The sequence below is a fragment of the Brevundimonas sp. FV1ye29L genome (assembly GCF_058681095.1).
This window is the reverse complement of sequence record NZ_CM178730.1, coordinates 2499665-2521616: the sequence shown is the minus strand read 5'-3', so window position 1 is coordinate 2521616 and position 21952 is coordinate 2499665. Positions and strand designations below refer to the sequence as shown.

Genomic DNA, 21952 nt, shown 5'->3' with positions numbered 1-21952 from the left:
TCAGATGGCCTTGAAAACATACAATCCGACTTCGCCGGGCCGTCGCGCCCTGGTGCTGATCGACCGTTCGGAGCTCCACAAGGGCCGTCCCGAAAAGTCGCTGACCGAAGGCCTGACCAAGTCGGGCGGACGTGGTCAGGGCGGTCGCATCGCTGTCCGCTTCCGCGGCGGCGGCGCCAAGCGCCTGTATCGCAAGATCGACTTCAAGCGTCGCAAGTTCATGACCGCGACGGTCGAGCGTCTGGAATACGATCCGAACCGCACCGCCTTCATCGCCCTCATCACCTATGAGGACGGCGAAAAGGCCTACATCGTCGCGCCGCAACGCCTGAAGGCGGGCGACACGATCGTGGCTGGTGAAAAGACCGACGTGAAGCCGGGCAACGCCATGCCGCTGCGCTCCATCCCGGTCGGAACGATCATCCACTGCGTCGAGATGAAGCCGGGCAAGGGCGCCCAGCTGGCCCGTTCGGCCGGCGCCTACGCCCAGCTGGTCGGTCGCGATCAGGGCTACGCCCAGATCCGTCTCGGCTCCGGTGAGCTGCGCATGGTTCTGGACGGCTGCATGGCCACGGTGGGCGCCGTTTCCAACGCCGACCACATGAACCAGAACCTCGGCAAGGCCGGCCGCGTCCGCCACATGGGCTTCCGTCCGCACGTTCGCGGCGTCGCCATGAACCCGATCGACCACCCGCACGGTGGTGGTGAAGGCCGGACCTCGGGTGGTCGCACCCCGGTCACGCCGTGGGGCAAGGACACCAAGGGCACCCGCACTCGCAAGAACAAGGCCACGGACAAGTTCATCATCCGTAGCCGCCACGTGAAGAAGGCTCGCTAAAGATGGCCCGTTCCTCCTGGAAAGGCCCGTTCGTCGACGGGTATCTGCTCAAGAAGGCCGACGCCGTTTCGACGTCGGGCCGCAAGGACGTGATCAAGACCTGGTCGCGCCGCTCCACCATCCTGCCGCAGTTCGTGGGCCTGACGTTTGGCGTCCACAACGGTCACAAGCACGTCCCCGTGCATGTGAACGAGGACATGGTCGGCATGAAACTGGGTGAGTTCTCGCCCACCCGTTCGTTCCCCGGCCACGCCGCGGACAAGAAGGCGAAGCGGAAGTAACATGCCCAAGACCAACAACCCCCGCCGTGTCGGCAATACGGAGGCCCGCGCCAAGCTGGTCAACGTCCGTATCAGCCCCCAGAAGCTGAACCTGGTCGCCGCATCAATCCGCGGCATGCCGGTGCAGAAGGCGCTGAACGAGCTCGAGTTCAGCCGCAAGCGCATCGCCACCGACGTTCGCAAGGTGCTGTATTCGGCCGTCTCCAACGCCGAGAACAACCACAACCTCGACATCGACAACCTCGTTGTCGCCGAGGCCTTCGTGGGCAAGAACCTGGTGATGAAGCGTTTCGCGAGCCGTGCTCGCGGCCGTTCGTCGCGCATCCTGAAACCGTTCAGCGAGATCACGATCGTGGTCCGTGAAGCCGGCGAGGCCGCCTGATGGGTCAGAAAATCAATCCGATCGGTTTCCGCCTCGGCGTGAACCGCACTTGGGACAGCCGCTGGTTCGCCGACGGCCCGTCCTATGCCCGGCTCCTGCACCAGGACCTGGCGCTGCGCACCTGGCTGAAGGAACGCCTGAACGCCGCCGGCATCTCGCGTATCATCATCGAGCGCCCGCACAAGAAGTGCCGTGTGACGATCTATGCCGCCCGTCCGGGCGTCGTGATCGGCAAGAAGGGCGCCGACATCGAGAAGCTCCGCAAGGACATCTCGGCCCGCACCGAAGGCGAGGTTCACCTGAACATCGTCGAGGTCCGCAAGCCCGAAACCGACGCCCAGCTGATCGCCGAGAACATCGCGCAGCAGCTGGAACGCCGGATCGCCTTCCGTCGCGCCATGAAGCGCGCCATGCAGTCGGCCATGCGTCTGGGCGCCAAGGGCGTTCGGATCAATGTCTCGGGCCGCCTCGGCGGCGCCGAAATCGCGCGGATGGAATGGTATCGCGAAGGTCGCGTGCCGCTTCACACCCTGCGCGCCGACATCGACTACGGCTTCATTCAGGCCAAGACGACCTACGGCATCATTGGCGTGAAGGTCTGGGTGTTCAAAGGCGAAGTGCTTGAGCACGATCCGATGGCCCAGGACAAGCGCTGGGCCCAGGAAGCCTCTGGCCCGTCGTCCAACGAAGGCCGCGAACGCGGCGGTCCGCGCGGAGACCGTGGTCCCCGCCGTGGTCGTGAGGGCTAAGGAACATGCTGCAGCCTAAAAAAACCAAGTACCGCAAGGCCTTCAAGGGCCGGATCCATGGCTCGGCCAAGGGCGGCTTCTCGCTGAACTTCGGGTCGTACGGCCTGAAGACGCTTGAGCCGGAACGCATCACGGCGCGTCAGATCGAGGCGGCCCGCCGCGCGATCACCCGCCAGATGAAGCGCCAGGGCCGCGTCTGGATCCGCGTCTTCCCCGACCTGCCCGTCACGGGCAAGCCGGCCGAAGTCCGGATGGGTAAGGGCAAGGGCGCCGTGGACCATTGGGCCGCGCGTTGCCACCCGGGCCGTATCCTGTTCGAAATCGACGGCGTGGCCGACGACATCGCCCGTGAGGCGCTGCGTCTGGGCGCCGCCAAGCTGCCGGTCCGCACCAAGGTGGTCACCCGCCTTGACGCCGGCATCGCTCATACGGAGCAAGCCGCGTAATGACCAAGATCGCCGATCTTCGTTCCCAGACCCAGGATCAGCTGGCCGACCAGCTGCTGAGCCTGAAGAAGGAACAGTTCAACCTGCGTTTCCAGGCCGCCACCGGCCAGATGGAAAAGACTCACCGCGTTGGTGAAGTGCGCAAAGACATCGCCCGCATCTCCACGCTTCTGCGTGAGAAGCGTCCGACGGCCTGAGGAAACACCTATGCCCAAACGTATTCTCGAAGGGGTGGTCGTCTCCGACAAGGGCGACAAGACCGTCATCGTCAAGGTCGAGCGCACGCTGCTGCACCCGGTCATGAAGAAGATCGTCCGCCTGTCGAAGAAGTATCACGCTCACGACGAAGCCAATTCGCTGAAGACCGGCGACCTGGCCCGCATCGTCGAGTGCGCCCCGAAGTCCAAGCTGAAGCGCTGGGAGGTCCTGTCGGACACCCCGGCCTCGGCCTCGTAACCAGAAGGATCTGACACAATGATCCAGATGCAAACTAACCTGGATGTGGCCGATAATTCGGGCGCTCGCCGGGTCATGTGCATCAAGGTGCTGGGCGGCGCGAAGCGTCGTTACGCATCTGTCGGCGACACCATCGTCGCCTCGGTCAAGGAAGCGATTCCGCGCGGCCGGGTGAAGAAGGGTGAAGTGGTTCGCGCCATCGTCGTCCGCACCGCCAAGGACATCCAGCGCAAGGACGGCTCGGTCATCCGTTTTGACCGTTCCGCCGCTGTCATCGTCAACAAGCAGAACGAGCCGGTCGGCACGCGGATCTTTGGCCCGGTTCCCCGTGAACTGCGCGCCAAGAACCACATGAAGATCATCTCCCTGGCCCCGGAGGTCCTGTAACATGGCCGCCAAGATCAAGAAGGGCGACCGCGTCGTCGTCCTGACCGGCAAGGACAAGGGCCGTACCGGCCAGGTGGCCAGGGTGCTGCCGTCCGAGAACCGCGTCGTCGTGACCGGCATCAACATGGTGCAGCGCCACACCCGTCCGTCCCAGGGTGATCCCCAGGGCGGGATCAAGAACAAGGAAGCCTCGCTTCACCTGTCGAACGTCGCGATCGCCGACGCCAACGGCAAGGCGACCCGCGTCGGCTTCAAGGTCGAGGGGGACAAGAAGGTCCGCTTCGCCAAGACCACGGGAGACGTCATCTGATGTCCGAAGCCAAGTATACGCCCCGGCTGAAGTCCGAGTACAACGACCGCATCAAGGGCGTGATGGCCGAGAAATTCGGTTACACCAACCCGATGCAGATGCCCAAACTGGACAAGATCGTCCTGAACATGGGCGTCGGCGAAGCTGTTGCAGACTCCAAGAAGGTCAATGCGGCCCTCAAGGACCTGACGCAGATCGCCGGTCAGAAGGCCGTGCCGACCAAGGCTCGCAACTCCATCGCCGGCTTCAAGCTGCGTGAAGGCATGACGATCGGCGGCAAGGTCACCCTGCGCGGCGACCAGATGTATGAGTTCCTGGACCGGCTGATCACGATCGCGCTTCCGCGCGTGAAGGACTTCCGTGGCCTGAAGCCGACCTCCTTCGACGGTCGCGGCAACTACGCCATGGGTCTGAAGGAACACATCGTGTTCCCCGAGATCAACTATGACCAGATCGACCAGATGTGGGGCATGGACATCATCGTCTGCACCACGGCCAAGACCGATGACGAGGCGCGCGCGCTTCTCACCGAGTTCAAGTTCCCGTTCGTGAAGAACTGAGCGGGAAGGGAAAAGCACAATGGCTAAGAAAAGCGCCGTAAACCGGAACGAGGCCGTCAAGGCCCTTGTTGCGAAGTATGCCGCAAAGCGCGCTGCGCTGAAGGCGACCGCCAACGACGAAAGCCTGCCGCTTGAGGAGCGTTTCGAAGCGCGCCTGAAGCTGGCCGAGCTGCCGCGTAACTCGGCCGCCGTCCGCATCCGCAACCGCTGCGAAGTGACGGGCCGTCCGCGGGCCTTCTATCGCAAGCTCAAGATGAGCCGCATCGCCCTGCGTGAACTCGGCAACCTGGGTCAGATCCCGGGTCTGACCAAGTCCAGCTGGTAAGGGGAGCGAACAGACATGATGATCAACGATCCCCTGAGCGACATGATCGCTCGTATCCGCAACGCCCATATGCGCAAGCGTTCCAAGGTCCTGACGCCGGCTTCGCGCCTGCGCCAGCGCGTCCTGGACGTCCTTCAGGACGAGGGCTACATCCGCGGCTACAACCTGGTCCAGAACCCGGGTGAATTCCCGCAGTTCGAGATCGAGCTGAAGTATTTCGACGGCCAGCCGGTCATCGCCGAGATTGCCCGCGTCTCCAAGCCGGGCCGCCGCGTCTATTCGGCGATCGGCGACCTGAAGCCGGTCAAGAACGGCCTCGGCATCTCGATCCTTTCGACCTCGAAGGGCGTGATGTCCGACACCGCCGCGCGCGACGCCAACGTCGGCGGCGAAGTCCTCTGCAAGGTCTACTGATATGTCCCGTATCGGAAAACGCATCATCACCGTACCGAAGGGCGCCACGCTCTCGGTCGACGGCCAGAAGATCTCGGTCAAGGGTCCCAAGGGCGAACGCTCCTGGTCCGTGGCCGACGAGATCGAGATCGTCCAGGACGCCGAAGGCCTGAGCCTGAAGCCCCGCGCCGACACCCAGAAGGCTCGCGCTCTCTGGGGCCTGTCGCGCACCCTGGTCGACAACATGGTCGTCGGCGTCACCGACGGTTTCGAGCGCAAGCTCGAACTGGTCGGCGTCGGTTACCGGGCCGCGCTGAAGGGCAAGGATCTGTCCCTGCAGCTCGGCTTCTCGCACGAGGTCGACATCAAGGCTCCGGAGGGCGTGACCTTCGCCGTGCCGAAGCAGACCGAAATCAGCATCCTGGGCCCCGACAAGCAGGTCGTGGGCGAACTGGCCGCCAACATCCGCAAACTGCGTCCGCCGGAGCCCTACAAGGGCAAGGGCGTCCGGTATGCGGGCGAAAAGGTCCGTCGCAAGGAAGGCAAGAAGAAGTAAGTCATGGCTCTTTCTCTGCAACAACAAGCCAAGCGCCGTACCGAGCGCAACCGTCGCCGCCTCAAGGCTGTGGCCAACGGGCGTCTGCGTCTGTCGGTCTACCGGTCGGACAAGAACATCTCGGCCCAGATCATCGACGACGCCAACGGCGTCACCGTGGCCGCCGCCTCGTCGCTGGAAGGCGGCAAGGGCAAGAGCGGCTCCAACGTCGAGGCTGCCGCCCAGATCGGCAAGCTGGTCGCCGAACGGGCGATCGAAAAGGGCGTCACGGACGTGGTCTTCGATCGCGGCGGTTACATCTATCACGGACGGGTGAAGGCGCTGGCGGAAGCCGCGCGTGAAGCCGGCCTGAACTTCTAAGGGACGCGACAGATGGCGCAACAACCCCAACGCGGCGGCGGCGGCAATGACCGCAACCGTCGTGACAACCGCAACGCCCCCGCCGTCGACGGTCCGGATTCGGACATCGTCGAGAAGCTGGTCCACATCAACCGCGTCGCCGCCACCGTGAAAGGCGGCCGTCGCTTCAGTTTCGCCGCCCTGATGGTCGTCGGCGACGGCAAGGGCCGCGTCGGCTTCGGTCACGGCAAGGCGCGTGAAGTGCCGGAAGCCATCCGCAAGGCGACCGAAGAAGCCAAGAAGACCATGATCCGCGTTCCCCTGCGCGAGAACCGCACCCTGCACCACGACGGCAACGGCCGTTGGGGCGCCGGCAAGATCATGATGCGCGCGGCCCCTCCCGGGACCGGCGTGATCGCGGGTGGTCCGATGCGCGCCGTCCTGGAAACCCTCGGCGTCGCCGACGTGGTGGCCAAGTCGACGGGTTCGTCCAACCCCTACAACATGATCCGCGCCACGTTCGAGGCGCTGAAGGTCCAGTCGTCGCCGCGTTCGGTCGCCTCCAAGCGCGGCAAGAAGGTCGCCGACCTGATGGGCCGCCGCAATGATGGCGCCTCCGCTCCGGAAGCGGCGCCTGAAGCCGTGGAGAGCTGATTATGGCTACCGTCACCGTCAAGCAGACCGGTTCGCCGATCCGCCGCAAGAATGACCAGCGCGCCACCCTGGTGGGCCTGGGTCTGAACCGCATGGGCCGCGAGTCCACGCTGGAAGACACCCCCTCGGTCCGCGGCATGATCGCCAAGGTCGCCCACCTGACCGAGATCGTCGAAAAGTAAGCCAGTGACTGGTGCTAGTGAGTGGTGAGTGGATCGGCTCCGGCCCTGCCACTCACTAGTCACTAGCACTTTTCACATTCCACCACGCCGAGTCCGGTCCCAGACCGGGCGCTAGAACCCGAAAGGATCAGGCACATGAAACTGAACGAAATTCGCGACAACGAGGGCGCCCACAAGAAGCGCATGCGCGTCGGCCGCGGCCCGGGTTCGGGCAAGGGCAAGACCGCCGGTCGCGGCGTGAAGGGCCAGAAGTCCCGTTCGGGCGTCGCCATCGGCGGCTTCGAGGGCGGCCAGATGCCGCTCTACATGCGCATGCCCAAGCGCGGCTTCAACAATCCCAACGCCCTGAAGCTGGCCGAGGTGAACCTGTGGCGCCTTCAGGACGCCATTGACGGCGGCAAGCTGGACGCCTCGGGCGAGATCAAGGGCGAGGCCCTGGTCGCCGCCGGCGTCATCCGTCGCGTCAAGGACGGCGTCCGTCTGCTGGGCACCGGTGAAATCAAGGGCGCCCTGAACCTGGTCGTCTGGTCGGCCTCGGCCGGCGCGATCAAGGCGATCGAGGACGCCGGCGGTTCGGTCGTGCAGGAGCGCATCGCCGCCGAAGCCAAGGCCGCCGCCCGCGTCGAGAAGCGCAATGCCGCCAAGGGCAAGGCGCCGGCTGCGAAGGCGCCGCTGGGCGATGCCAACAAGGTCTCGGCCCGCGCCAAACGGACCGCCGCCAAATAAGCTTGATGGGCGGCCCTCGCTAAGGGGCCGCCCATCGCCTATCTGGATACCGGCCGCGGGACTCATCGCCTCGCGGCCGTTTTCTGACCAAGTCGGGGTATCGACATATGGCTTCGGCCGCTGAACAACTCGCCGCCAATATGAATATGGGGACGTTCGCCAAGGCGACGGACCTGCACAAGCGGCTGCTCTTCACCCTGGGCGCGCTGCTCGTCTATCGCATTGGCACCTATGTGCCGATCCCGGGGATCAATTCCGACGCCTTCCTGCAGTTCTTCCAGAACCCGGACGGCCAGCGCGGCATCCTGGACATGTTCAACATGTTCTCGGGCGGCGCCGTGGAGCGGATGGCGGTCTTCGCCCTGAACGTCACGCCCTATATCTCGGCCTCGATCATCGTCCAGCTGATGGGCGCGGTGTATCCGCCGTGGGAGAAGCTGAAGAAGGAAGGCGGCGAGAGCGGCAGGAAGCAGCTCAACCAGTATACCCGCTATCTGACCGTGTTTCTGGCCCTCGCCCAGTCGCTGGGCATCGCCGCCGGGCTGAACGCTCAGCCGCAACTGGTGGACCAGCCGGGTCTGTTCTTCATCGTCTCGACCGTGACCTGCCTGACGGCCGGCACCATGTTCCTGATGTGGCTGGGTGAACAGGTGACGGCGCGCGGTATTGGCAACGGCATCTCACTGATCATCTTCGCCGGCATCGTGGCGGTGCTGCCGGGCACGCTGGCGCGTCTGTTCGGCCTGGCCCAGCAGGGTCAGATCTCGGTCTTCACCCTGCTGTTCATCGCCATCATGGCGGTCAGCGTGGTGATGTTCATCGTCTTCATGGAGCGGGCGCAGCGGCGGCTGCTGATCCAGTATCCCAAGCGTCAGGAAGGCAACCGGATGACGGGGGGCGAGCGTTCGTTCCTGCCGCTGAAGGTCAACACCGCCGGCGTCATCCCGGCGATCTTCGCCTCTTCCCTGCTGATGCTGCCGACGACGGCCGCCCAGTTCACCGCCAATGCGGATCTGCCGTCCTGGCTGAGCTGGCTGCCGATGGTGACGGCGCAGCTGACGCACGGCCAGCCCCTGTTCATGGTGCTGTACGCCGCCCTGATCATCTTCTTCTGCTTCTTCTACACCTCGATCACCTTCAACCCCGAGGAAACGGCCGAGAACCTTCGCAAATACGGCGGCTTCCTGCCGGGCATCCGTCCGGGCAAGCGGACTGCGGAATATCTGGACTATGTCCTGACCCGCCTGACGGTGATCGGCGCCGCCTATATCACCGCCGTCTGTCTGCTGCCGGAGTTCCTCGTCTCGCAGATGGGCAACAGCCTGTATTTCGGCGGCACCTCGCTGCTGATCGTGGTGTCGGTAACGATGGACACCGTGGCCCAGATCCAGTCGCAACTGCTGGCGCACCAATACGAAGGTCTAATCAAGAAGGCCAAACTTCGCGGTCGCGGCGGTGGACGCGGCGGCGCGACGCCCGTACGTCGTTAGTCAAACGAGTCGTCTGGGAGGGCGGTTGTGAACCTGATTCTGTTCGGACCGCCGGCGGCGGGTAAAGGCACCCAGGCCAAGAGGCTGGTCGATGAGCGCGGCATGGTCCAGCTTTCGACCGGCGACATGCTGCGCGAGGCCATTGCCTCGGGCTCCGAACTGGGCAGCCAGGTCAAGGGCATCATGGAGCGGGGCGAGCTGGTGACGGACGAGATCGTCATCGCCCTGATCGAGGCCCGGCTGAAGGAGGCGGAGGACGCCGGCGGGGCCATCTTTGACGGATTTCCCCGCACCGTGGCCCAGGCCGAGGCGCTGGACGCCATGCTGGCCAAGCTGGGCAAAAAGATCGATCACGTCATCCGGCTGAAGGTCGATGACGAGGCCCTGATGGCGCGGGTGTCGAAGCGTTTCGCCGAACAGGGCCGGCCCGACGACAATCCCGACAGCTTCCAGGTGCGCCTTGCGGCCTACAACCGGAACACGGCGCCCCTGTTGCCCTACTACGGCGACAAGGGCCTGCTGACGGAGCTGGACGGCATGCGCGCCATCGAGGCGGTGGCCGCCGATATCGACGCCGTCCTGGGCTGAGCGTCCCGGTGAACGCCGGCTGAACCCGGCGGTCATCCTTCCCCCAGCCTGATGCGTTATGGTCGTGCTGTGAACGACCGAACCCATTTTCCGAAGATCGACCGCGCGCAGGGGGTGAACCTCGGCGTCTGGGCGGCGATCGCCGTCGTACATCTGGGCCTGTTCGCCCTGCTGGGGCTTGTGCGGCCCATCGCTGTCCAGTCCCCGATGCTGCCGCCGGTCTTCGTCACCCTGATCCCGCCCCTTGCGCCGCGGGAGGCGTCTCCGCCCCCGCCCGCCAATCCCGCGCCTGTGACCGGGGGAGGGGCGCCGGCTGCGCCTTCGCGCGTGCACCTCCCGGTCAAGACGCCGAACCGCCCGCCGGAGGTGGTCGCCCCGCCGAAGCCGGCGCCGGAACAGCCGCTGGTCATCGGTACGGCCCCCATCGCCACACCTGCGCCGGGGCCGGGGCAAGGGGGTGAGGGTGAAGGGACTGGCGCCGGCATCGGCGACGGCGATGGTCCGGGTCGGGGCGGAACGCCGCCGATGATCCTGCGCGGGGCCACGCCCGCCGAGGTGCTGAGCGTCGTGCCGGCTGAGGCGCGACGGGCCCGGCAGGCCGGACGCGCCTCGGTCAACTGCGTCATACGGCTGGACCAGCGGCTGGACGACTGTCGCGTGGTCAGCGAGACGCCGCAGGGTTTCCGCTTTGGCGAGGCCGGACTGCGGGCCACGGCCTTCTTCCGTTATCGCCCGCCTGCGACGGCGTCGGGACGGCCGATCGAGGGGCAGCGAGTGACCATGAGCATCCAGTTCGGCCGACAATAGCTTCAGCGCCGAAAGGCGTTTGACACCTTCGGGCCAATCACGCCCATATCGTGCTGCATCGCACATGGGGGACGGCATGAACGGCTACATCGGCAGGACGGCTACGGCTGTGGCGCTCGTCATCATGCTGGGTGGCGCACCCGTCATGACGATGGCGGCCGACGCAGAGCCCAAACCGTATTCCGAGGTGATCGCCCCCCTGACCCGTCAGGATGGCCTGTTGCCGATCTTCATAGACCAGAAGGGCGGCCGGGTTCTGGTGCAACTGCCGGCCGCCGCAGCGGACGACGTCCTGGCGCGGGTGATCCATCACACGGCCCTGAGGACGGGGGTCGGATCCGCCCAGACCGGACTGGATCGCGCCCAGATCGGGGCGACCAACATCCTCGCCTTCCGACGCATCGGCAAACGGGTCGTCGCCGAGTTCGAGAACCCGAAATACGCCGCCCCGGCCGGCTCGCCCGAGGAACAGGCGGCGGCCCGCGACGCCTTTGTCGGTTCGACGGTCTGGTCCGGCGAGATCGTGGCCACAGCGCCCGACGGCTCGGTGCTGGTCGACATCGCCGGCTTCGTGACGCGCGACGCCATGGGCATTGCCGACCAGCTGAAGTCGTCGGGGCAGGGGACGCTGCGACCGGTCGCGGACCTGACCATGGTTGATCCGGCCCAGGCGCGCGCCTTTCCGGACAATGTCGAGCTGGAGGCGCGGCTGACCTTCGCCGTCGATTCGCCCGGCCCGCAGCTGTCGATGATCGCGCCGGATCCAAGGCTGGCCAGCTTCATCGTCCGCCACAGTTTCATCCGCCTGCCGGACGACGGCTATCGGCCCCGCGCCTTCGACCCCCGGACCGGCGGCTTCTCCACCGTGGTCACCGATTTCTCCGCCCCGCTGGATCAGGGGATGGTGCATCGCTGGGCCAATCGCGTCCGGCTGGAGAAGACCGACCCGGCGGCGGCCCGCTCGACCGTGGTCAAGCCGATCGTCTTCTATGTCGACCGCGCGGCGCCGGAGCCGATCCGCTCAGCGCTCGTCGAGGGCGCGCAATGGTGGGCCGACGCCTTCGACAAAGCGGGCTTCATCGACGCCTTCCGTGTCGAGGTTCTGCCCGAGGGGGTTGATCCGCTCGACGCCCGCTACAACGTCGTCAACTGGGTCAACCGCGCGACCCGCAGCTGGTCCTATGGCCAGAGCGTTGCGGATCCGCGCACGGGCGAGATCGTCAAGGGCTCGGTCCTGCTGGGTTCGCTGCGTATCCGCCAGGACATGCTGATCTTCGAGGGACTGGTCGGCGCTGACCAGACCGGAACCGGCGGGATCAATGATCCGCAGCGCGTCGCCCTGGCGCGCATCCGCCAGCTGGCGGCCCACGAGGTGGGTCACGCCATCGGTCTGGCCCATAATTTCGCCGCCTCGACCCAGGGCAACGGTTCGGTGATGGACTATCCGGTGCCAAGGATCGCGGTCAGGGACGGGACCCTGGACTTCACCGACGCCTACGGAGTTGGCATGGGCGACTGGGACGATTTCGCCATCGACTGGCTCTATGCCGAGGGAGACCCGGCGACCCTGGAGCGCAAGGCGGCCGAAGGGGCGGCGCGGATGCGCTATGTTACTGATGCGGATGCGCGCGTGGGCGGCGACGCCCAGCCCTGGGGCAGTCTGTGGGACAATGGCGCTGATCCGGTCGCCGAGATGGACCACATCCTGCAGATCCGGCGGATCGCCCTGGACCGGTTCGGCCTGACGAACCTTCCCGAGGGCGCCGCAGTCAACGATCTGAGGCGCCGGCTGGCGCCCATCTATCTGTATCACCGGTATCAGGTCGATGCGGTCGCCAAGTTCGTCGGCGGCATCGACTATGGCTATCCGGTCGCGGGCGACGGGTCGCCGGCGGCCACGCCGGTCGCTGCCGACCGCCAGCGCGCGGCCCTGAAAGCCCTGATCGCCACCCTCGCCCCGGCGGAACTCGACCTGCCCGAGCCCTTGCTGGCCCTGCTGGCTGCGCAACAGACCGGCGACGCCGATCCGCAGAATGACGTCGAGGTGTTCCGGGGGCTGGCCGGCCGGGCCTTCGATCCGGGGGCCGCCGCAGACGTCGCGGCCGATGTGACGTTTGCGGCCCTGTTCGCGCCCCAAAGGATCAACCGATTGAGCGATCAGGTCCGGCGGGATCCGGCCAGCCTGGGTCTGGTCGAAACTTTGGATACGGTGTCCGACGCCGTCTTCGCCCCGGCGGCGGGGCGTATGGCTGAACCAGCAAGGCGTGTTCAGGTCCAGCATGTATTGGCCCTGGCCGGGCTGCTGCGGGAGCGAAGCCTGTCCAGCACCTCGGCGGCGGTGATCGAGGCCCGGCTGGCGGCGCTCTCGGAACGGCTGACCGCCTCACGCGCAAACGATCCGGTCCAGAAGGCGCACGACCGGCGGCTGGGGGCGCTGCTGGCTGATCGCGAACGGCTGGATCAGGTGCTGGAGCAGAAACAGCACCAGATCGCGATCCCCCCCGGCAGCCCTATAGGCGCCGAGTCTGACTGGCACGGCTAGCCCGGGCTGCTTGCGCGTTCCGGCGTTTCATTGGATGTTCTGTCCAGGGGAGGCCGTGCCGATGCGGACGCGCGAGAATCGAGCCCGGCAGTTGATCGCCTGGATCGCGGTGGCGCTGATCCATCTGCTCGTTTTCTGGTGGCTGGCCTTCACCCAGATACAGCCGCAACCACAGTTGCCGCCCGTTATCGAACTCTGGATCGGCCCCACCGGCGGTTCACCGTCCCGGGCGGCCAAAGGCGGCGGGAGCGAGACTGCGTCGCCGTCCATGGTCCACACGCCGCCCAAGGTCCTGAAGACCCTTGAGGACGCCCCCGTCGCACCTCCGGTCCTGGCGACCGTCCCTCCGCCGCTTGTGATCGGCACGGCCCCCAGCATCCAGCTGGTTCCGGTGGCTGGATCCGGCGCCATGGGGTCGGGCGCCGGCCAGGGCGAGGGCGCCAGCTCCGGCGAGGGCGCAGGCGGCGGAAACGGCGCGGGCGGCTCCGGCGAAGGCGGCACAGGTACAGGCTCGGGTGCGGGGTCGGGGCCCGGCGCCGGCGGCGCCAGCTGGGTCCGGGAGCTGACGGCTGCGGAAAAGCGCTCGGTCTATCCGCGCGAAGGATTGCGTCGCCGGGTTGACGGCCAGGTGGAACTGTCCTGCGTGATGCGGGCAGGCAACCGGGTCAGTAACTGTCGGATCCTGAGCGAACGACCGCGAGGCCTTGGTTTTGGCAGCGCGGCCATCGAAACCAGCCGTCTCAGAGGCGTCCGTCCGCCGCGCGTCAACGGCCAGCCCCTTCTCAACGAACGCATACGGTTGAGTATCGTGTTCGATCACGGCGTGATCGGGCCGGCTCATTCCGATCCGGGCGCTGCGCTGCCCGCGGATTGAGGTGATGGATATGTCCGCCCGGTCGCAATGGAAAAGGAACGGGGGCTGACGACGCCATTCGACCGGTGTCCCGATCCGGGCCCGATCATTGCCGGTCTGTCGCAATCCGCCATATCCCCGCCCGGATGTCGCGAGACAGGGACGCTGCGGGGGGGCGGGGCGTGATGCGACCAGGGCAGGGAAAGACGGGGAGGGTGGTCGCCGGCCTGGTGGTCGGCGGCGTGCATCTTCTCATCCTGTGGGCCCTGATGCCGGTCGCGACGAGCTCCCTGGTCGCGCCCGACAGCGCGCCGCCGTCGATCGATGTCTGGCTGGGCCCGCCCCCGGGCGGATCGAACAGGGCAATGCCCCGATCCACGCCGCAGACCCGCCCGGAGACGGCGCGGTCGCCGATCGATACGAGAAAGCCGCCGCCCCGGCCGCACCCCGACCCCATCCCGCCCAAGGGCGAACCGGCAAAGGCTGCGGCGCCTGCTGTTCCCAGCCCCCAGCCTCCCGCCTTGCCGTCAATGGCGGCCGGAACGGCGGACTGGTCCGGGCGCGGTCCGGGCCGGGGCTTCGGCCGGGGCCTGGGGCGTGAACTGGGCGGCGGCGGCGTGGGGGGCGCCGGAGACGATCGGGGGCATGGTCCCAAACACTATGTCTGGGCTCGCGAACTGACCCCGGCGGAGAGGCGGTCCATCTATCCGGCGGCTGGCCATTACACCGCCGGGGGCCTGGTGCTTCTGTCCTGTCTCCTGCGCGGCGAAGACCGGGTGGGGGGGTGCCTGATCCTGTCCGAACAGCCCGAAGGACACGGCTTCGGCGCGGCCGCCGTCCGGGCCAGCCAGTTGCGCGGGGTGCGGCCTGTGAACCCGGACGACCAACCCGGGCCGGGCGAACGCATCAATGTCGAAATGCGGTTTATCCGTATGGCAGCGGGCGGCTAGGCTGATATATCGACCGCAAGGCGGCCCGAGGCGTCCGCCTGTTGACGCAGATCGAATCCCCTGTATAAGGCGCGCTTCCCGCGAAGGGCGCCACGCTCCTGGTCTGTTGACCGGAGCGTTTGTTGCGTCCGAGAAGCGTACCTGGAGATATTCGTGGCCCGTATCGCTGGCGTCAACATTCCGACCAACAAGCGCGTCGAAATCGCGCTTCAGTACATCCATGGCATCGGCGCGCACGCCGCCAAGGAAATCACCGCCAAGGTGGGCATTGAGCCCGCCCGCCGCGTGAACCAGCTGACGGACGCCGAAGTCCTGCAGATTCGCGAGACCATCGACAAGGATCACACCGTCGAGGGCGACCTGCGCCGCGAGACGTCGATGAACATCAAGCGTCTGATGGACCTGGCCTGCTACCGCGGCCTGCGTCACCGCAAGGGCCTGCCGGTCCGCGGTCAGCGCACCCACACCAACGCCCGCACCCGCAAGGGTCCCGCCAAGCCGATCGCCGGCAAGAAGAAGTAAGACAGACACATGGCCAAGGAACCGGGTCGCGTAAAGAAGCGCGAGCGCAAGAACATCACCTCGGGCGTCGCCCACGTGAACGCCAGCTTCAACAACACCATGGTGACCATCACCGACGCGCAGGGAAATGCGATTTCCTGGTCGTCGGCTGGTCACATGGGCTTCAAGGGCTCGCGTAAGTCGACCCCGTATGCGGCCCAGATGGCGGCTGAAGACGCCGGCAAGAAGGCGCAGGAACACGGCGTGAAGACGCTGGAAGTGAACGTCTCGGGTCCGGGTTCCGGTCGTGAATCGGCCCTGCGCGCGCTGCAGTCGGTCGGCCTGACCATCACCACCATCCGCGACGTCACCCCGATGCCGCACAATGGTTGCCGTCCGCCCAAGCGCCGCCGCGTCTAAGCAAACCCGACCGCCGCCGACCCCATTCTCCGCCGGTTCCGCCTCCCTGACGAGGTGAGAGGAACCGGCGACACTCGTTAGGGACACCTATGATCGAACGTAACTGGCAAGAGCTGATCCGTCCCGAGAAGCCGCAGATCGAACTCGGCTCCGACGCCCAGCGCAAGGCGCGCCTGGTGGCCGAGCCTCTCGAACGCGGTTTCGGTGTGACGCTCGGCAACGCCCTGCGTCGCGTGCTTCTGTCGTCGCTGCAAGGCGCCGCCGTGACCGCGATCCAGATCGACGGCGTGGTCCATGAATTCTCGTCGCTGGAAGGCGTGCGCGAGGACGTGGTCGACATCGTCCTGAACATCAAGCAACTGGCGCTGCGCATGCACGCCGAAGGCCCCAAGCGCATGACCCTGCGCGCCACGGGCCCCGGCGCCGTGACGGCCGGCCAGATCGACGTGCCGGCGGACATCGAGGTCCTGAATCCCGATCACGTCATCTGCACGCTCGACGACGGCGCCTCGGTGCGCATGGAACTGACCGTCCAGAACGGCAAGGGCTATGTCGCTTCGGAGTTCAACCGTCCTGAAGACGCCCCGATCGGCCTGATCGCCGTCGACGCCCTGTATTCGCCGGTCAAGCGCGTCGCCTATCGCGTCGAGCCGACCCGTCAGGGCCAGTCGATGGACTATGACAAGCTGGTGCTGGAAGTCGAAACCAACGGCGCGGTCTCGCCGGTTGACGCGGTGGCCTATGCCTCGCGCATCCTGCAGGACCAGCTCCAGATCTTCATCACCTTCGAAGAGCCCAAGAAGGCTGTCGAGGCCGCCGACGGCAAGCCCGACCTGCCCTTCAACCCGGCCCTGCTGAAGAAGGTGGACGAGCTGGAACTGTCGGTTCGTTCGGCCAACTGCCTGAAGAACGACAACATCGTCTACATCGGCGACCTGATCCAGAAGACCGAGGGCGAAATGCTTCGCACCCCGAACTTCGGCCGCAAGTCGCTGAACGAGATCAAGGAAGTGCTTACCGGAATGGGCCTCAGCCTCGGCATGGACGTGCCGAACTGGCCCCCGGAAAACATCGAGGATCTGGCCAAGAAGTTCGACGACCAGATCTAGTTTCAACCCTCCGCCCATCTCCCGTCCGGGAGAAAGTGGGGCGGTTAGAATGAATGCGGTTCAGGGTCCTGGGAGCAGGAAACCGGAGCCGGAGTAGGAGAGACCCCGATGCGCCACGGCGCCGCCCACCGCAAGCTCGGCCGTACGAGCAGCCACCGGACCGCGATGTTCGCCAACATGGCTGCGTCGTTGATCAAGCACGAACAGATCAAGACGACCCTGCCCAAGGCGAAGGAACTGCGTCCCTTCGTCGAGAAGCTGGTCACCCTCGCCAAGAAGGGCGATCTGCACGCGCGGCGTCAGGCCATCAGCCACGTCCGTGACGTGACCCAGGTCGGCAAGCTGTTCGACACGATCGGCGCCCGCTACGCCGAGCGTAACGGCGGCTATATCCGCATCATGAAGGCCGGCTATCGCCACGGCGACAACGCCCCGATGGCCGTGATCGAGTTCGTCGACCGCGACGTCGACGCCAAGGGCCTGGACTCGGGTCCGGTGCAAACCTTCGACGAGGGCGACGAGGCGTAAGCTTCGGCGGTATTCGCTGAACGTATTTGAAAGGGCGGCCCGAGCGATCGGGCCGCCCTTTTCGCTTTTGGGGCGCGACCGCTCGCGACGCGGTCGCTTGCGGCTGATCGCCGGGGCGCGGCTACCCGGCCGTATGCGGCTGCCGCCCGAAGCTCGCGCACGTCGCCCAAACGTCGGCTTGGCGCCAGACCGGTAGAGACTGATTTCGACCCGTAGCGGACTTAACCCGCTATCTCTCCGACACGCCTACCCGGTCCTTGGGCCAGCGGACGAAGGCGACGACCCAAAGCCCAATCACGTTGATCCAAGGTATGAAGGCAAGGATGGTCCACCATCCGGAAAAGCCGAGACGGCGCAGGATGCGTGAGACGGGAACTCCGAAAAGGGCCAGCACCGCAGCTACGATAGCCCAGTGCCAGATTGAGAAGCTGCCCATATTAGTCCCCCTGCATTCTGCGAGGCGAAGCTAGCAGACGCGGGTCCGCTTTCCACCCCCGCGGCCGTCCGGAACGTCTGCTGTCCGGCGGCGATGGGCGAGGCCGGCGTTCGAAACGGGCGGCGGGTGAAGACTCTCTCCGTCAGGGCGCTGAAGACGCGCCGGTTGTCCGACGGCCGGGTGATCGTCCTCCACCCCGTCGCCGCGCGTCAGGGCGTGGACGTGGCGCAGGACCGGTTTTGAACTGCTCCAGTTCGCCCTTCGGAAAGTCGCGAACATCGCCATTCACGCGATGAATGAGGCATCGACGGCGGCTGTGCGCCTGATTGGGCGATTCAAGTCTCTGATTTCCAGGGGTTTGCGGGATTCTCGCGGCGATCGACGCGCCCTGGTTGGCCGTGGCGGTAGGCTTTGGGCATGGACACAGACCCGATCCCCGAAGGCCGCCGCCGGACGAGCAAACGCCTGACGAACAAACGCCTGACCAGTAGATGCCGGGGGCCAAGGGTCTGGGCGGCCGCACGCGCAATGTATCAGGCCGGGTGGACCGCCAGGGCTGTCGCCGAGAAATTCGATGTCGGCGTCGGCAATGTTTATCGCCGCGCCGCCGCGGAGGGCTGGCGAAAGAGCGACCTGCCGGACGAACCCGGCGACTGGTCCACCGACAGGTTGACCGACGGCGAGCCGGGGGAAGACGAGGCGATTGACGTCCGGGTCGTCGCGCGCGCCGCGATCGGTCAGGCCGTCAAACTGGTCCGGCTGGGGCAGTTCGGGCGGGCGGCCGAGGCGGCCAGGGCGGCGGAGATGATCGGGCGGCTGGCCCAGAGGATGCCCGACCCGGCGGTCGTGGACGCCGACAGGGACGCGGCGGTGATGGACGACCTGCGCCGCAAAATCCTGGCCCTGGCCCAGACGTCCGGCGGGGCGGACGGCGCGACGGGCGGCGAGGCCGGTGAGCGAAGCGCAGGATGAGGCCTGTTCCGGAGCGGAGCGTCAAGGCGGCGCTGGCCCGACTGGACCCGGAGGCGGTCGGCCCGATGCTGGGCGAATTGACGCCGGAGCAGCGCCTGCGGTTTCAGGCTGATTGGTCCGTCTTCGCCCATGAGGCCCAGCGGCCGCCGCAAGGGGACTGGACGACATGGCTGCTGTTGGGCGGGCGCGGGTCGGGCAAGACGCGGGCGGGGGCGGAGTGGCTGGCCGCGCGGGTCGGTACGACGGGGCGGATGGCCCTGATCGGCCCCAGTCTGCACGACGTGCGCGAGGTGATGATCGACGGGCCTTCGGGGCTGCGGGCCTTGCCGGGGCGAGAACGGCCGCGCTGGGAGGCCAGTCGGCGTCGGTTGGTCTGGAGCAATGGGGCGGTGGCCCATTCGTTCTCCGCCGAGGATCCCGAGAGCCTGAGAGGGCCGCAGTTCGAGGCCGCATGGGCCGATGAGTTCTGCGCCTGGCGTCGGCCGGAGGAGACCCTGGCCCTGTTGCGGATGGGGTTGCGGCTGGGGCCTCTGCCGCAGCTGACGGTGACGACGACGCCAAAGCCGATCCCGGCCCTGAGGCGGCTGCTGGTCGAGCCGGGCCTGGCGCGTGGCGACCTGCCGACACAGGTGAATGCCGCCCATCTGAGTCCCGGCTTCCTGACCGGATTGCGGGCGATCTATGGCGGGACGCGGTTGGCGGCGCAGGAGCTGGACGGGCGGGTGATCGAGGGGGAGGGGGCGTTGTGGAGCGCGGCCCTGCTGGACGCGGCGCGCGGCGTGCGACCCGGGCGGCTGGACCGCGTGGTGGTGGCGGTTGATCCACCGGCCTCGGCCGGGGGCGACGCCTGCGGGATCGTGGCGGTCGGCCGGGCGGCGGGGGCAGCCTATGTGCTGGACGACCGGTCGGAGCGGGGACTGTCGCCTCAAGCCTGGGCCGGGCGGGTGCGGCGGCTGGCGGAGGCGGTTCAGGCCACGGGGATCGTGGCCGAGGCCAACCAGGGCGGGGAGATGGTCGAGGCGGTCCTGACCGCAGCCGGGATCACGCTGCCGATCCGGAGAGTTCACGCCCGTTATGGCAAACGCGCCCGGGCCGAGCCGGTGGCGGCCCTGTATGAACAGGGGCGGGTGATCCACTGCGGCGAGTTTGCCGCGCTGGAGGAGGAGTTGATGGCGATGGGGCCGGAGGACGGGCGCGGCGTCGGAAGCCTGGACCGGGCGGACGCCCTGGTGTGGGCGGTTACGGATCTGTTGATCGACGGGGGTCGGGAGGGGCCGAGGATGAGGGTATTGTGAAGAGTTGGTCTGATCGGTGTGCGCGGAAAAATACCCTCGACGCGCAGACCCGGTCCCCCTCCCCATCGCTGTAGATGGGGAGGAAAGACGCCCCCGTCCCCTATTCCTTGGACAGATCCTGACGCTGGAACCAGGCGATCGAGGCGGCCAGCGGGATGACGCACCAGCCGATCAGGCTGGCGGCGGCGAGCCAGATATGGCCGCCCGAGACGGCGCCCGGTTCGCCCTTGATGACCGAATACAGGGTGTCGGTCGCCAGACCCGGCATCAGAATCTGGGCGTACCAGTCGGTCGGGGCCCAGCTCATCAGGGGCATGGCCTGCATCAGGAAGAACTGGCCGATCGACACCGCCAGCGGCACGAACAGGGTGGCCAGCAGGGAGCGGGTGAAGGTCGCGGCCAGAAGGCCCAGCAGGGTGACCTGAACCACCCGCACATAGGAGGTCAGGAACAGCAGGCTGAACTGGCCGGCCTCCTTGCCGCCAAAGGTGAAGGCGTAGGATCGCTCGAAGATCACGCCCCGGATCAGTTCGCTGATGAAACTGAAGACCAGCAGGATCAGCAGGGCGATCAGGCTCAACATCTTGACCACCCCGACCTTGCCGAGGATCAGATTCGGCCGGGTGTTGCGGGCGCTGATCAGCCGCCAGGTCTCCCAGCGGTAGTCGCCGGCGTAGACGGTCGCCGCGCCGATCAGGATGAACAGAAGCAGGATCGGGTTGGCCAGTTCGGCGGCCTGACCCACCATGGCCTGGCCAAGGTCCAGCGGCCCCGACTGCAGCAATTCAGGCGGCAGGTTGGCGCCCTTGAGCTCGCCCGTCCTGGCCTTGATGAAATACTGGCCCGCCGCGCCGAGCACCAGCATCAGCACGGGCACGAACATCGTGCTCCACAGGACGGCGGTGCGGTTTTTGGAGAAGCGATAGGCTTCGGAACGGATGGCGTCAGCCAGCATGGATGCTCTCCGGGGTCTGGATGCTGCCGGTCTCGGACATGAAGACGCTTTCAAGATCAGCGCCGACCCAGCGGGCCTCGGTGATGTCGACGCCCTTCTCGACCAGGGCGCGGATCAGGGCGGGGCTTTCGGCGCGCTTGACGGCGGCCAGAATCGCGTCGCCCTCCAGTACGCCCTTGTCGCCCAGCACGCCCATGGCCGAGGCCAGGGGGCTGACGTTCAGCCGCAGCCGTTCGCCCGAGGCCGTCAGTTCGCTGACGGCGCCCTCGCGCACCAGCCTGCCCTTGTTCATGATCGCCACGCGGTCGCAGACGCGCTGGACCTCCAGCAGCTGGTGGCTGGCCAGGATGACGGTGATGCCCTCCTTGTCGGCCAGGGAGCGGATCAGGGCGCGCATCTCCTGGATGCCGGGCGGGTCCATGCCGCTGGTCGGTTCATCGAGAATGACCAGTTCCGGCTCGGTGATCAGGGCGATGGCCACGCCGAGGCGTTGCAGCATGCCGACGGAGAAGCCGCGCACCCGGCGGTCGGCGGCCTCGGCCAGTCCGACCCGCTCCAGCCAGCGGTTGACGCGCGCGGCATCGGCGGTGAGCCCATGCGCCTGTGACAGCCAGACCAGCACCTGACGGGCGGTCATATAGGGGGGGAAGCGCGGGGTCTCGATCATCGACCCCATCCGGCGCGAGGCGGCGACGTCGCCGATCTGGCCCCCCATCACCAGGGCCTCGCCGGCGCTGGGCCGGATCAGGCCCAGCAGGATGCGGAACAGGGTCGACTTGCCGGCCCCGTTCGGGCCCAGCACGCCATAGACCCCGCCACGCGGTATGGTCAGGGAAAGCCCGTCCAGGGCGCGCACCGCCCCATAGGTCTTGGTCAGTTCGCGGGTTTCGATCACGGCTGTCATGCCGCGACCTTGGCTTGG

31 protein-coding genes are annotated in these 21952 nt (G+C 66.8%); 29 read left to right on the top strand and 2 right to left on the bottom strand.

Translation table 11 applies throughout. The features are described 5' to 3' along the window. Nucleotides 1–4 precede the first annotated feature (4 nt). The 29 genes from rplB (at nucleotide 5) to ACW17W_RS12245 (ending at nucleotide 20075) form a co-directional block, all read left to right on the top strand. Nucleotides 5–838 carry a 50S ribosomal protein L2 gene (rplB, locus tag ACW17W_RS12385; protein WP_492077210.1) on the top strand — a complete coding sequence of 278 codons (834 nt, stop codon included), beginning with the start codon at nucleotides 5–7 and terminating at the stop codon, nucleotides 836–838. Between the two features lie 2 nt (nucleotides 839–840). Then, nucleotides 841–1119 (top strand): 30S ribosomal protein S19, encoded by a 279-nt coding sequence (gene rpsS, locus ACW17W_RS12380; protein WP_013268924.1) that lies wholly within the window; start codon nucleotides 841–843, stop codon nucleotides 1117–1119. A gap of 1 nt (nucleotide 1120) precedes the next feature. Then, nucleotides 1121–1501, top strand: a complete 381-nt coding sequence (gene rplV / locus ACW17W_RS12375) for a 50S ribosomal protein L22 (RefSeq protein ID WP_492077209.1) — start codon at nucleotides 1121–1123, stop codon at nucleotides 1499–1501. Then, nucleotides 1501–2250 carry a 30S ribosomal protein S3 gene (rpsC, locus tag ACW17W_RS12370; RefSeq protein ID WP_492077208.1) on the top strand — a complete coding sequence of 250 codons (750 nt, stop codon included), beginning with the start codon at nucleotides 1501–1503 and terminating at the stop codon, nucleotides 2248–2250. Before rplV ends, rpsC begins: the two co-directional genes overlap by 1 nt. A 5-nt stretch (nucleotides 2251–2255) precedes the next feature. Next, nucleotides 2256–2696 (top strand): 50S ribosomal protein L16, encoded by a 441-nt coding sequence (rplP, locus tag ACW17W_RS12365; protein WP_420142147.1) that lies wholly within the window; start codon nucleotides 2256–2258, stop codon nucleotides 2694–2696. After that, complete coding sequence (gene rpmC / locus ACW17W_RS12360; protein WP_492077207.1) at nucleotides 2696–2893, top strand: 50S ribosomal protein L29; 198 nt, start codon at nucleotides 2696–2698, stop codon at nucleotides 2891–2893. Before rplP ends, rpmC begins: the two co-directional genes overlap by 1 nt. 10 nt (nucleotides 2894–2903) lie before the next feature. Continuing rightward, the gene (rpsQ, locus tag ACW17W_RS12355) at nucleotides 2904–3152 is read left to right on the top strand and encodes a 30S ribosomal protein S17 (RefSeq protein ID WP_492077206.1); all 249 of its coding nucleotides are present in this window, start codon (nucleotides 2904–2906) and stop codon (nucleotides 3150–3152) included. Between the two features lie 18 nt (nucleotides 3153–3170). Continuing rightward, nucleotides 3171–3539, top strand: a complete 369-nt coding sequence (gene rplN / locus ACW17W_RS12350) for a 50S ribosomal protein L14 (RefSeq protein ID WP_492077205.1) — start codon at nucleotides 3171–3173, stop codon at nucleotides 3537–3539. A gap of 1 nt (nucleotide 3540) precedes the next feature. Continuing rightward, nucleotides 3541–3849 (top strand): 50S ribosomal protein L24, encoded by a 309-nt coding sequence (rplX, locus tag ACW17W_RS12345; protein ID WP_492077204.1) that lies wholly within the window; start codon nucleotides 3541–3543, stop codon nucleotides 3847–3849. After that, on the top strand, nucleotides 3849–4409 hold the full coding sequence (gene rplE / locus ACW17W_RS12340) for a 50S ribosomal protein L5 (RefSeq protein ID WP_492077203.1): 561 nt from the start codon (nucleotides 3849–3851) through the stop codon (nucleotides 4407–4409). The genes rplX and rplE overlap by 1 nt, the downstream gene beginning before the upstream one ends. A gap of 19 nt (nucleotides 4410–4428) precedes the next feature. Further along, complete coding sequence (rpsN, locus tag ACW17W_RS12335; protein WP_183213197.1) at nucleotides 4429–4734, top strand: 30S ribosomal protein S14; 306 nt, start codon at nucleotides 4429–4431, stop codon at nucleotides 4732–4734. A 15-nt stretch (nucleotides 4735–4749) separates the two neighbouring features. Continuing rightward, entirely contained in the window at nucleotides 4750–5148 is a 399-nt protein-coding gene (gene rpsH / locus ACW17W_RS12330; RefSeq protein WP_492077202.1) for a 30S ribosomal protein S8, read from the top strand. Between the two features lies 1 nt (nucleotide 5149). Further along, nucleotides 5150–5683: a 50S ribosomal protein L6 gene (gene rplF / locus ACW17W_RS12325; protein ID WP_492077201.1), complete on the top strand. Its 534-nt coding sequence runs from the start codon at nucleotides 5150–5152 to the stop codon at nucleotides 5681–5683. A gap of 3 nt (nucleotides 5684–5686) precedes the next feature. Further along, the gene (gene rplR, locus ACW17W_RS12320) at nucleotides 5687–6043 is read left to right on the top strand and encodes a 50S ribosomal protein L18 (RefSeq protein ID WP_492077200.1); all 357 of its coding nucleotides are present in this window, start codon (nucleotides 5687–5689) and stop codon (nucleotides 6041–6043) included. A gap of 12 nt (nucleotides 6044–6055) precedes the next feature. Further along, the gene (gene rpsE / locus ACW17W_RS12315; protein ID WP_492077199.1) at nucleotides 6056–6676 is read left to right on the top strand and encodes a 30S ribosomal protein S5; all 621 of its coding nucleotides are present in this window, start codon (nucleotides 6056–6058) and stop codon (nucleotides 6674–6676) included. Between the two features lie 2 nt (nucleotides 6677–6678). Then, on the top strand, nucleotides 6679–6858 hold the full coding sequence (gene rpmD / locus ACW17W_RS12310; RefSeq protein ID WP_013268938.1) for a 50S ribosomal protein L30: 180 nt from the start codon (nucleotides 6679–6681) through the stop codon (nucleotides 6856–6858). Between the two features lie 135 nt (nucleotides 6859–6993). Then, entirely contained in the window at nucleotides 6994–7584 is a 591-nt protein-coding gene (gene rplO / locus ACW17W_RS12305; RefSeq protein ID WP_492077198.1) for a 50S ribosomal protein L15, read from the top strand. A 107-nt stretch (nucleotides 7585–7691) separates the two neighbouring features. After that, nucleotides 7692–9074 (top strand): preprotein translocase subunit SecY, encoded by a 1383-nt coding sequence (gene secY / locus ACW17W_RS12300; protein ID WP_492077197.1) that lies wholly within the window; start codon nucleotides 7692–7694, stop codon nucleotides 9072–9074. Between the two features lie 27 nt (nucleotides 9075–9101). Beyond that, nucleotides 9102–9662 carry an adenylate kinase gene (locus ACW17W_RS12295; RefSeq protein ID WP_492077196.1) on the top strand — a complete coding sequence of 187 codons (561 nt, stop codon included), beginning with the start codon at nucleotides 9102–9104 and terminating at the stop codon, nucleotides 9660–9662. Between the two features lie 69 nt (nucleotides 9663–9731). Continuing rightward, the gene (locus ACW17W_RS12290) at nucleotides 9732–10469 is read left to right on the top strand and encodes an energy transducer TonB (protein ID WP_492077195.1); all 738 of its coding nucleotides are present in this window, start codon (nucleotides 9732–9734) and stop codon (nucleotides 10467–10469) included. Nucleotides 10470–10545: 76 nt separating this feature from the next. Beyond that, the gene (locus tag ACW17W_RS12285) at nucleotides 10546–13011 is read left to right on the top strand and encodes a zinc-dependent metalloprotease (RefSeq protein WP_492077194.1); all 2466 of its coding nucleotides are present in this window, start codon (nucleotides 10546–10548) and stop codon (nucleotides 13009–13011) included. Between the two features lie 61 nt (nucleotides 13012–13072). After that, nucleotides 13073–13885 (top strand): TonB family protein, encoded by an 813-nt coding sequence (locus ACW17W_RS12280; RefSeq protein WP_492077193.1) that lies wholly within the window; start codon nucleotides 13073–13075, stop codon nucleotides 13883–13885. A 194-nt stretch (nucleotides 13886–14079) separates the two neighbouring features. Beyond that, a complete protein-coding gene (locus ACW17W_RS12275) occupies nucleotides 14080–14814 on the top strand; it encodes a hypothetical protein (RefSeq protein WP_492077192.1) in 735 nt (244 codons plus the stop codon). Nucleotides 14815–14967: 153 nt separating this feature from the next. Continuing rightward, nucleotides 14968–15336: a 30S ribosomal protein S13 gene (gene rpsM, locus ACW17W_RS12270; RefSeq protein WP_114816471.1), complete on the top strand. Its 369-nt coding sequence runs from the start codon at nucleotides 14968–14970 to the stop codon at nucleotides 15334–15336. 9 nt (nucleotides 15337–15345) lie between these two features. After that, a complete protein-coding gene (gene rpsK / locus ACW17W_RS12265; protein ID WP_008264180.1) occupies nucleotides 15346–15735 on the top strand; it encodes a 30S ribosomal protein S11 in 390 nt (129 codons plus the stop codon). A gap of 89 nt (nucleotides 15736–15824) precedes the next feature. Continuing rightward, nucleotides 15825–16844 carry a DNA-directed RNA polymerase subunit alpha gene (locus tag ACW17W_RS12260; protein WP_492077191.1) on the top strand — a complete coding sequence of 340 codons (1020 nt, stop codon included), beginning with the start codon at nucleotides 15825–15827 and terminating at the stop codon, nucleotides 16842–16844. Between the two features lie 108 nt (nucleotides 16845–16952). Next, nucleotides 16953–17372, top strand: a complete 420-nt coding sequence (gene rplQ / locus ACW17W_RS12255; protein WP_492077190.1) for a 50S ribosomal protein L17 — start codon at nucleotides 16953–16955, stop codon at nucleotides 17370–17372. Nucleotides 17373–18336: 964 nt separating this feature from the next. Beyond that, on the top strand, nucleotides 18337–18780 hold the full coding sequence (locus ACW17W_RS12250; RefSeq protein WP_492077189.1) for a hypothetical protein: 444 nt from the start codon (nucleotides 18337–18339) through the stop codon (nucleotides 18778–18780). Beyond that, a complete protein-coding gene (locus ACW17W_RS12245) occupies nucleotides 18777–20075 on the top strand; it encodes a DNA-packaging protein (RefSeq protein ID WP_492077188.1) in 1299 nt (432 codons plus the stop codon). The genes ACW17W_RS12250 and ACW17W_RS12245 overlap by 4 nt, the downstream gene beginning before the upstream one ends. A gap of 100 nt (nucleotides 20076–20175) precedes the next feature. Here the strand turns inward: ACW17W_RS12245 and ACW17W_RS12240 are convergent, their stop codons facing one another. Next, nucleotides 20176–21030, bottom strand: coding sequence for a hypothetical protein (locus tag ACW17W_RS12240; RefSeq protein WP_492077187.1), 855 nt, complete (start codon nucleotides 21028–21030; stop codon nucleotides 20176–20178). After that, nucleotides 21020–21934, bottom strand: a complete 915-nt coding sequence (locus ACW17W_RS12235; RefSeq protein ID WP_492077186.1) for an ABC transporter ATP-binding protein — start codon at nucleotides 21932–21934, stop codon at nucleotides 21020–21022. Before ACW17W_RS12235 ends, ACW17W_RS12240 begins: the two co-directional genes overlap by 11 nt. Nucleotides 21935–21952: the final 18 nt, after the last annotated feature.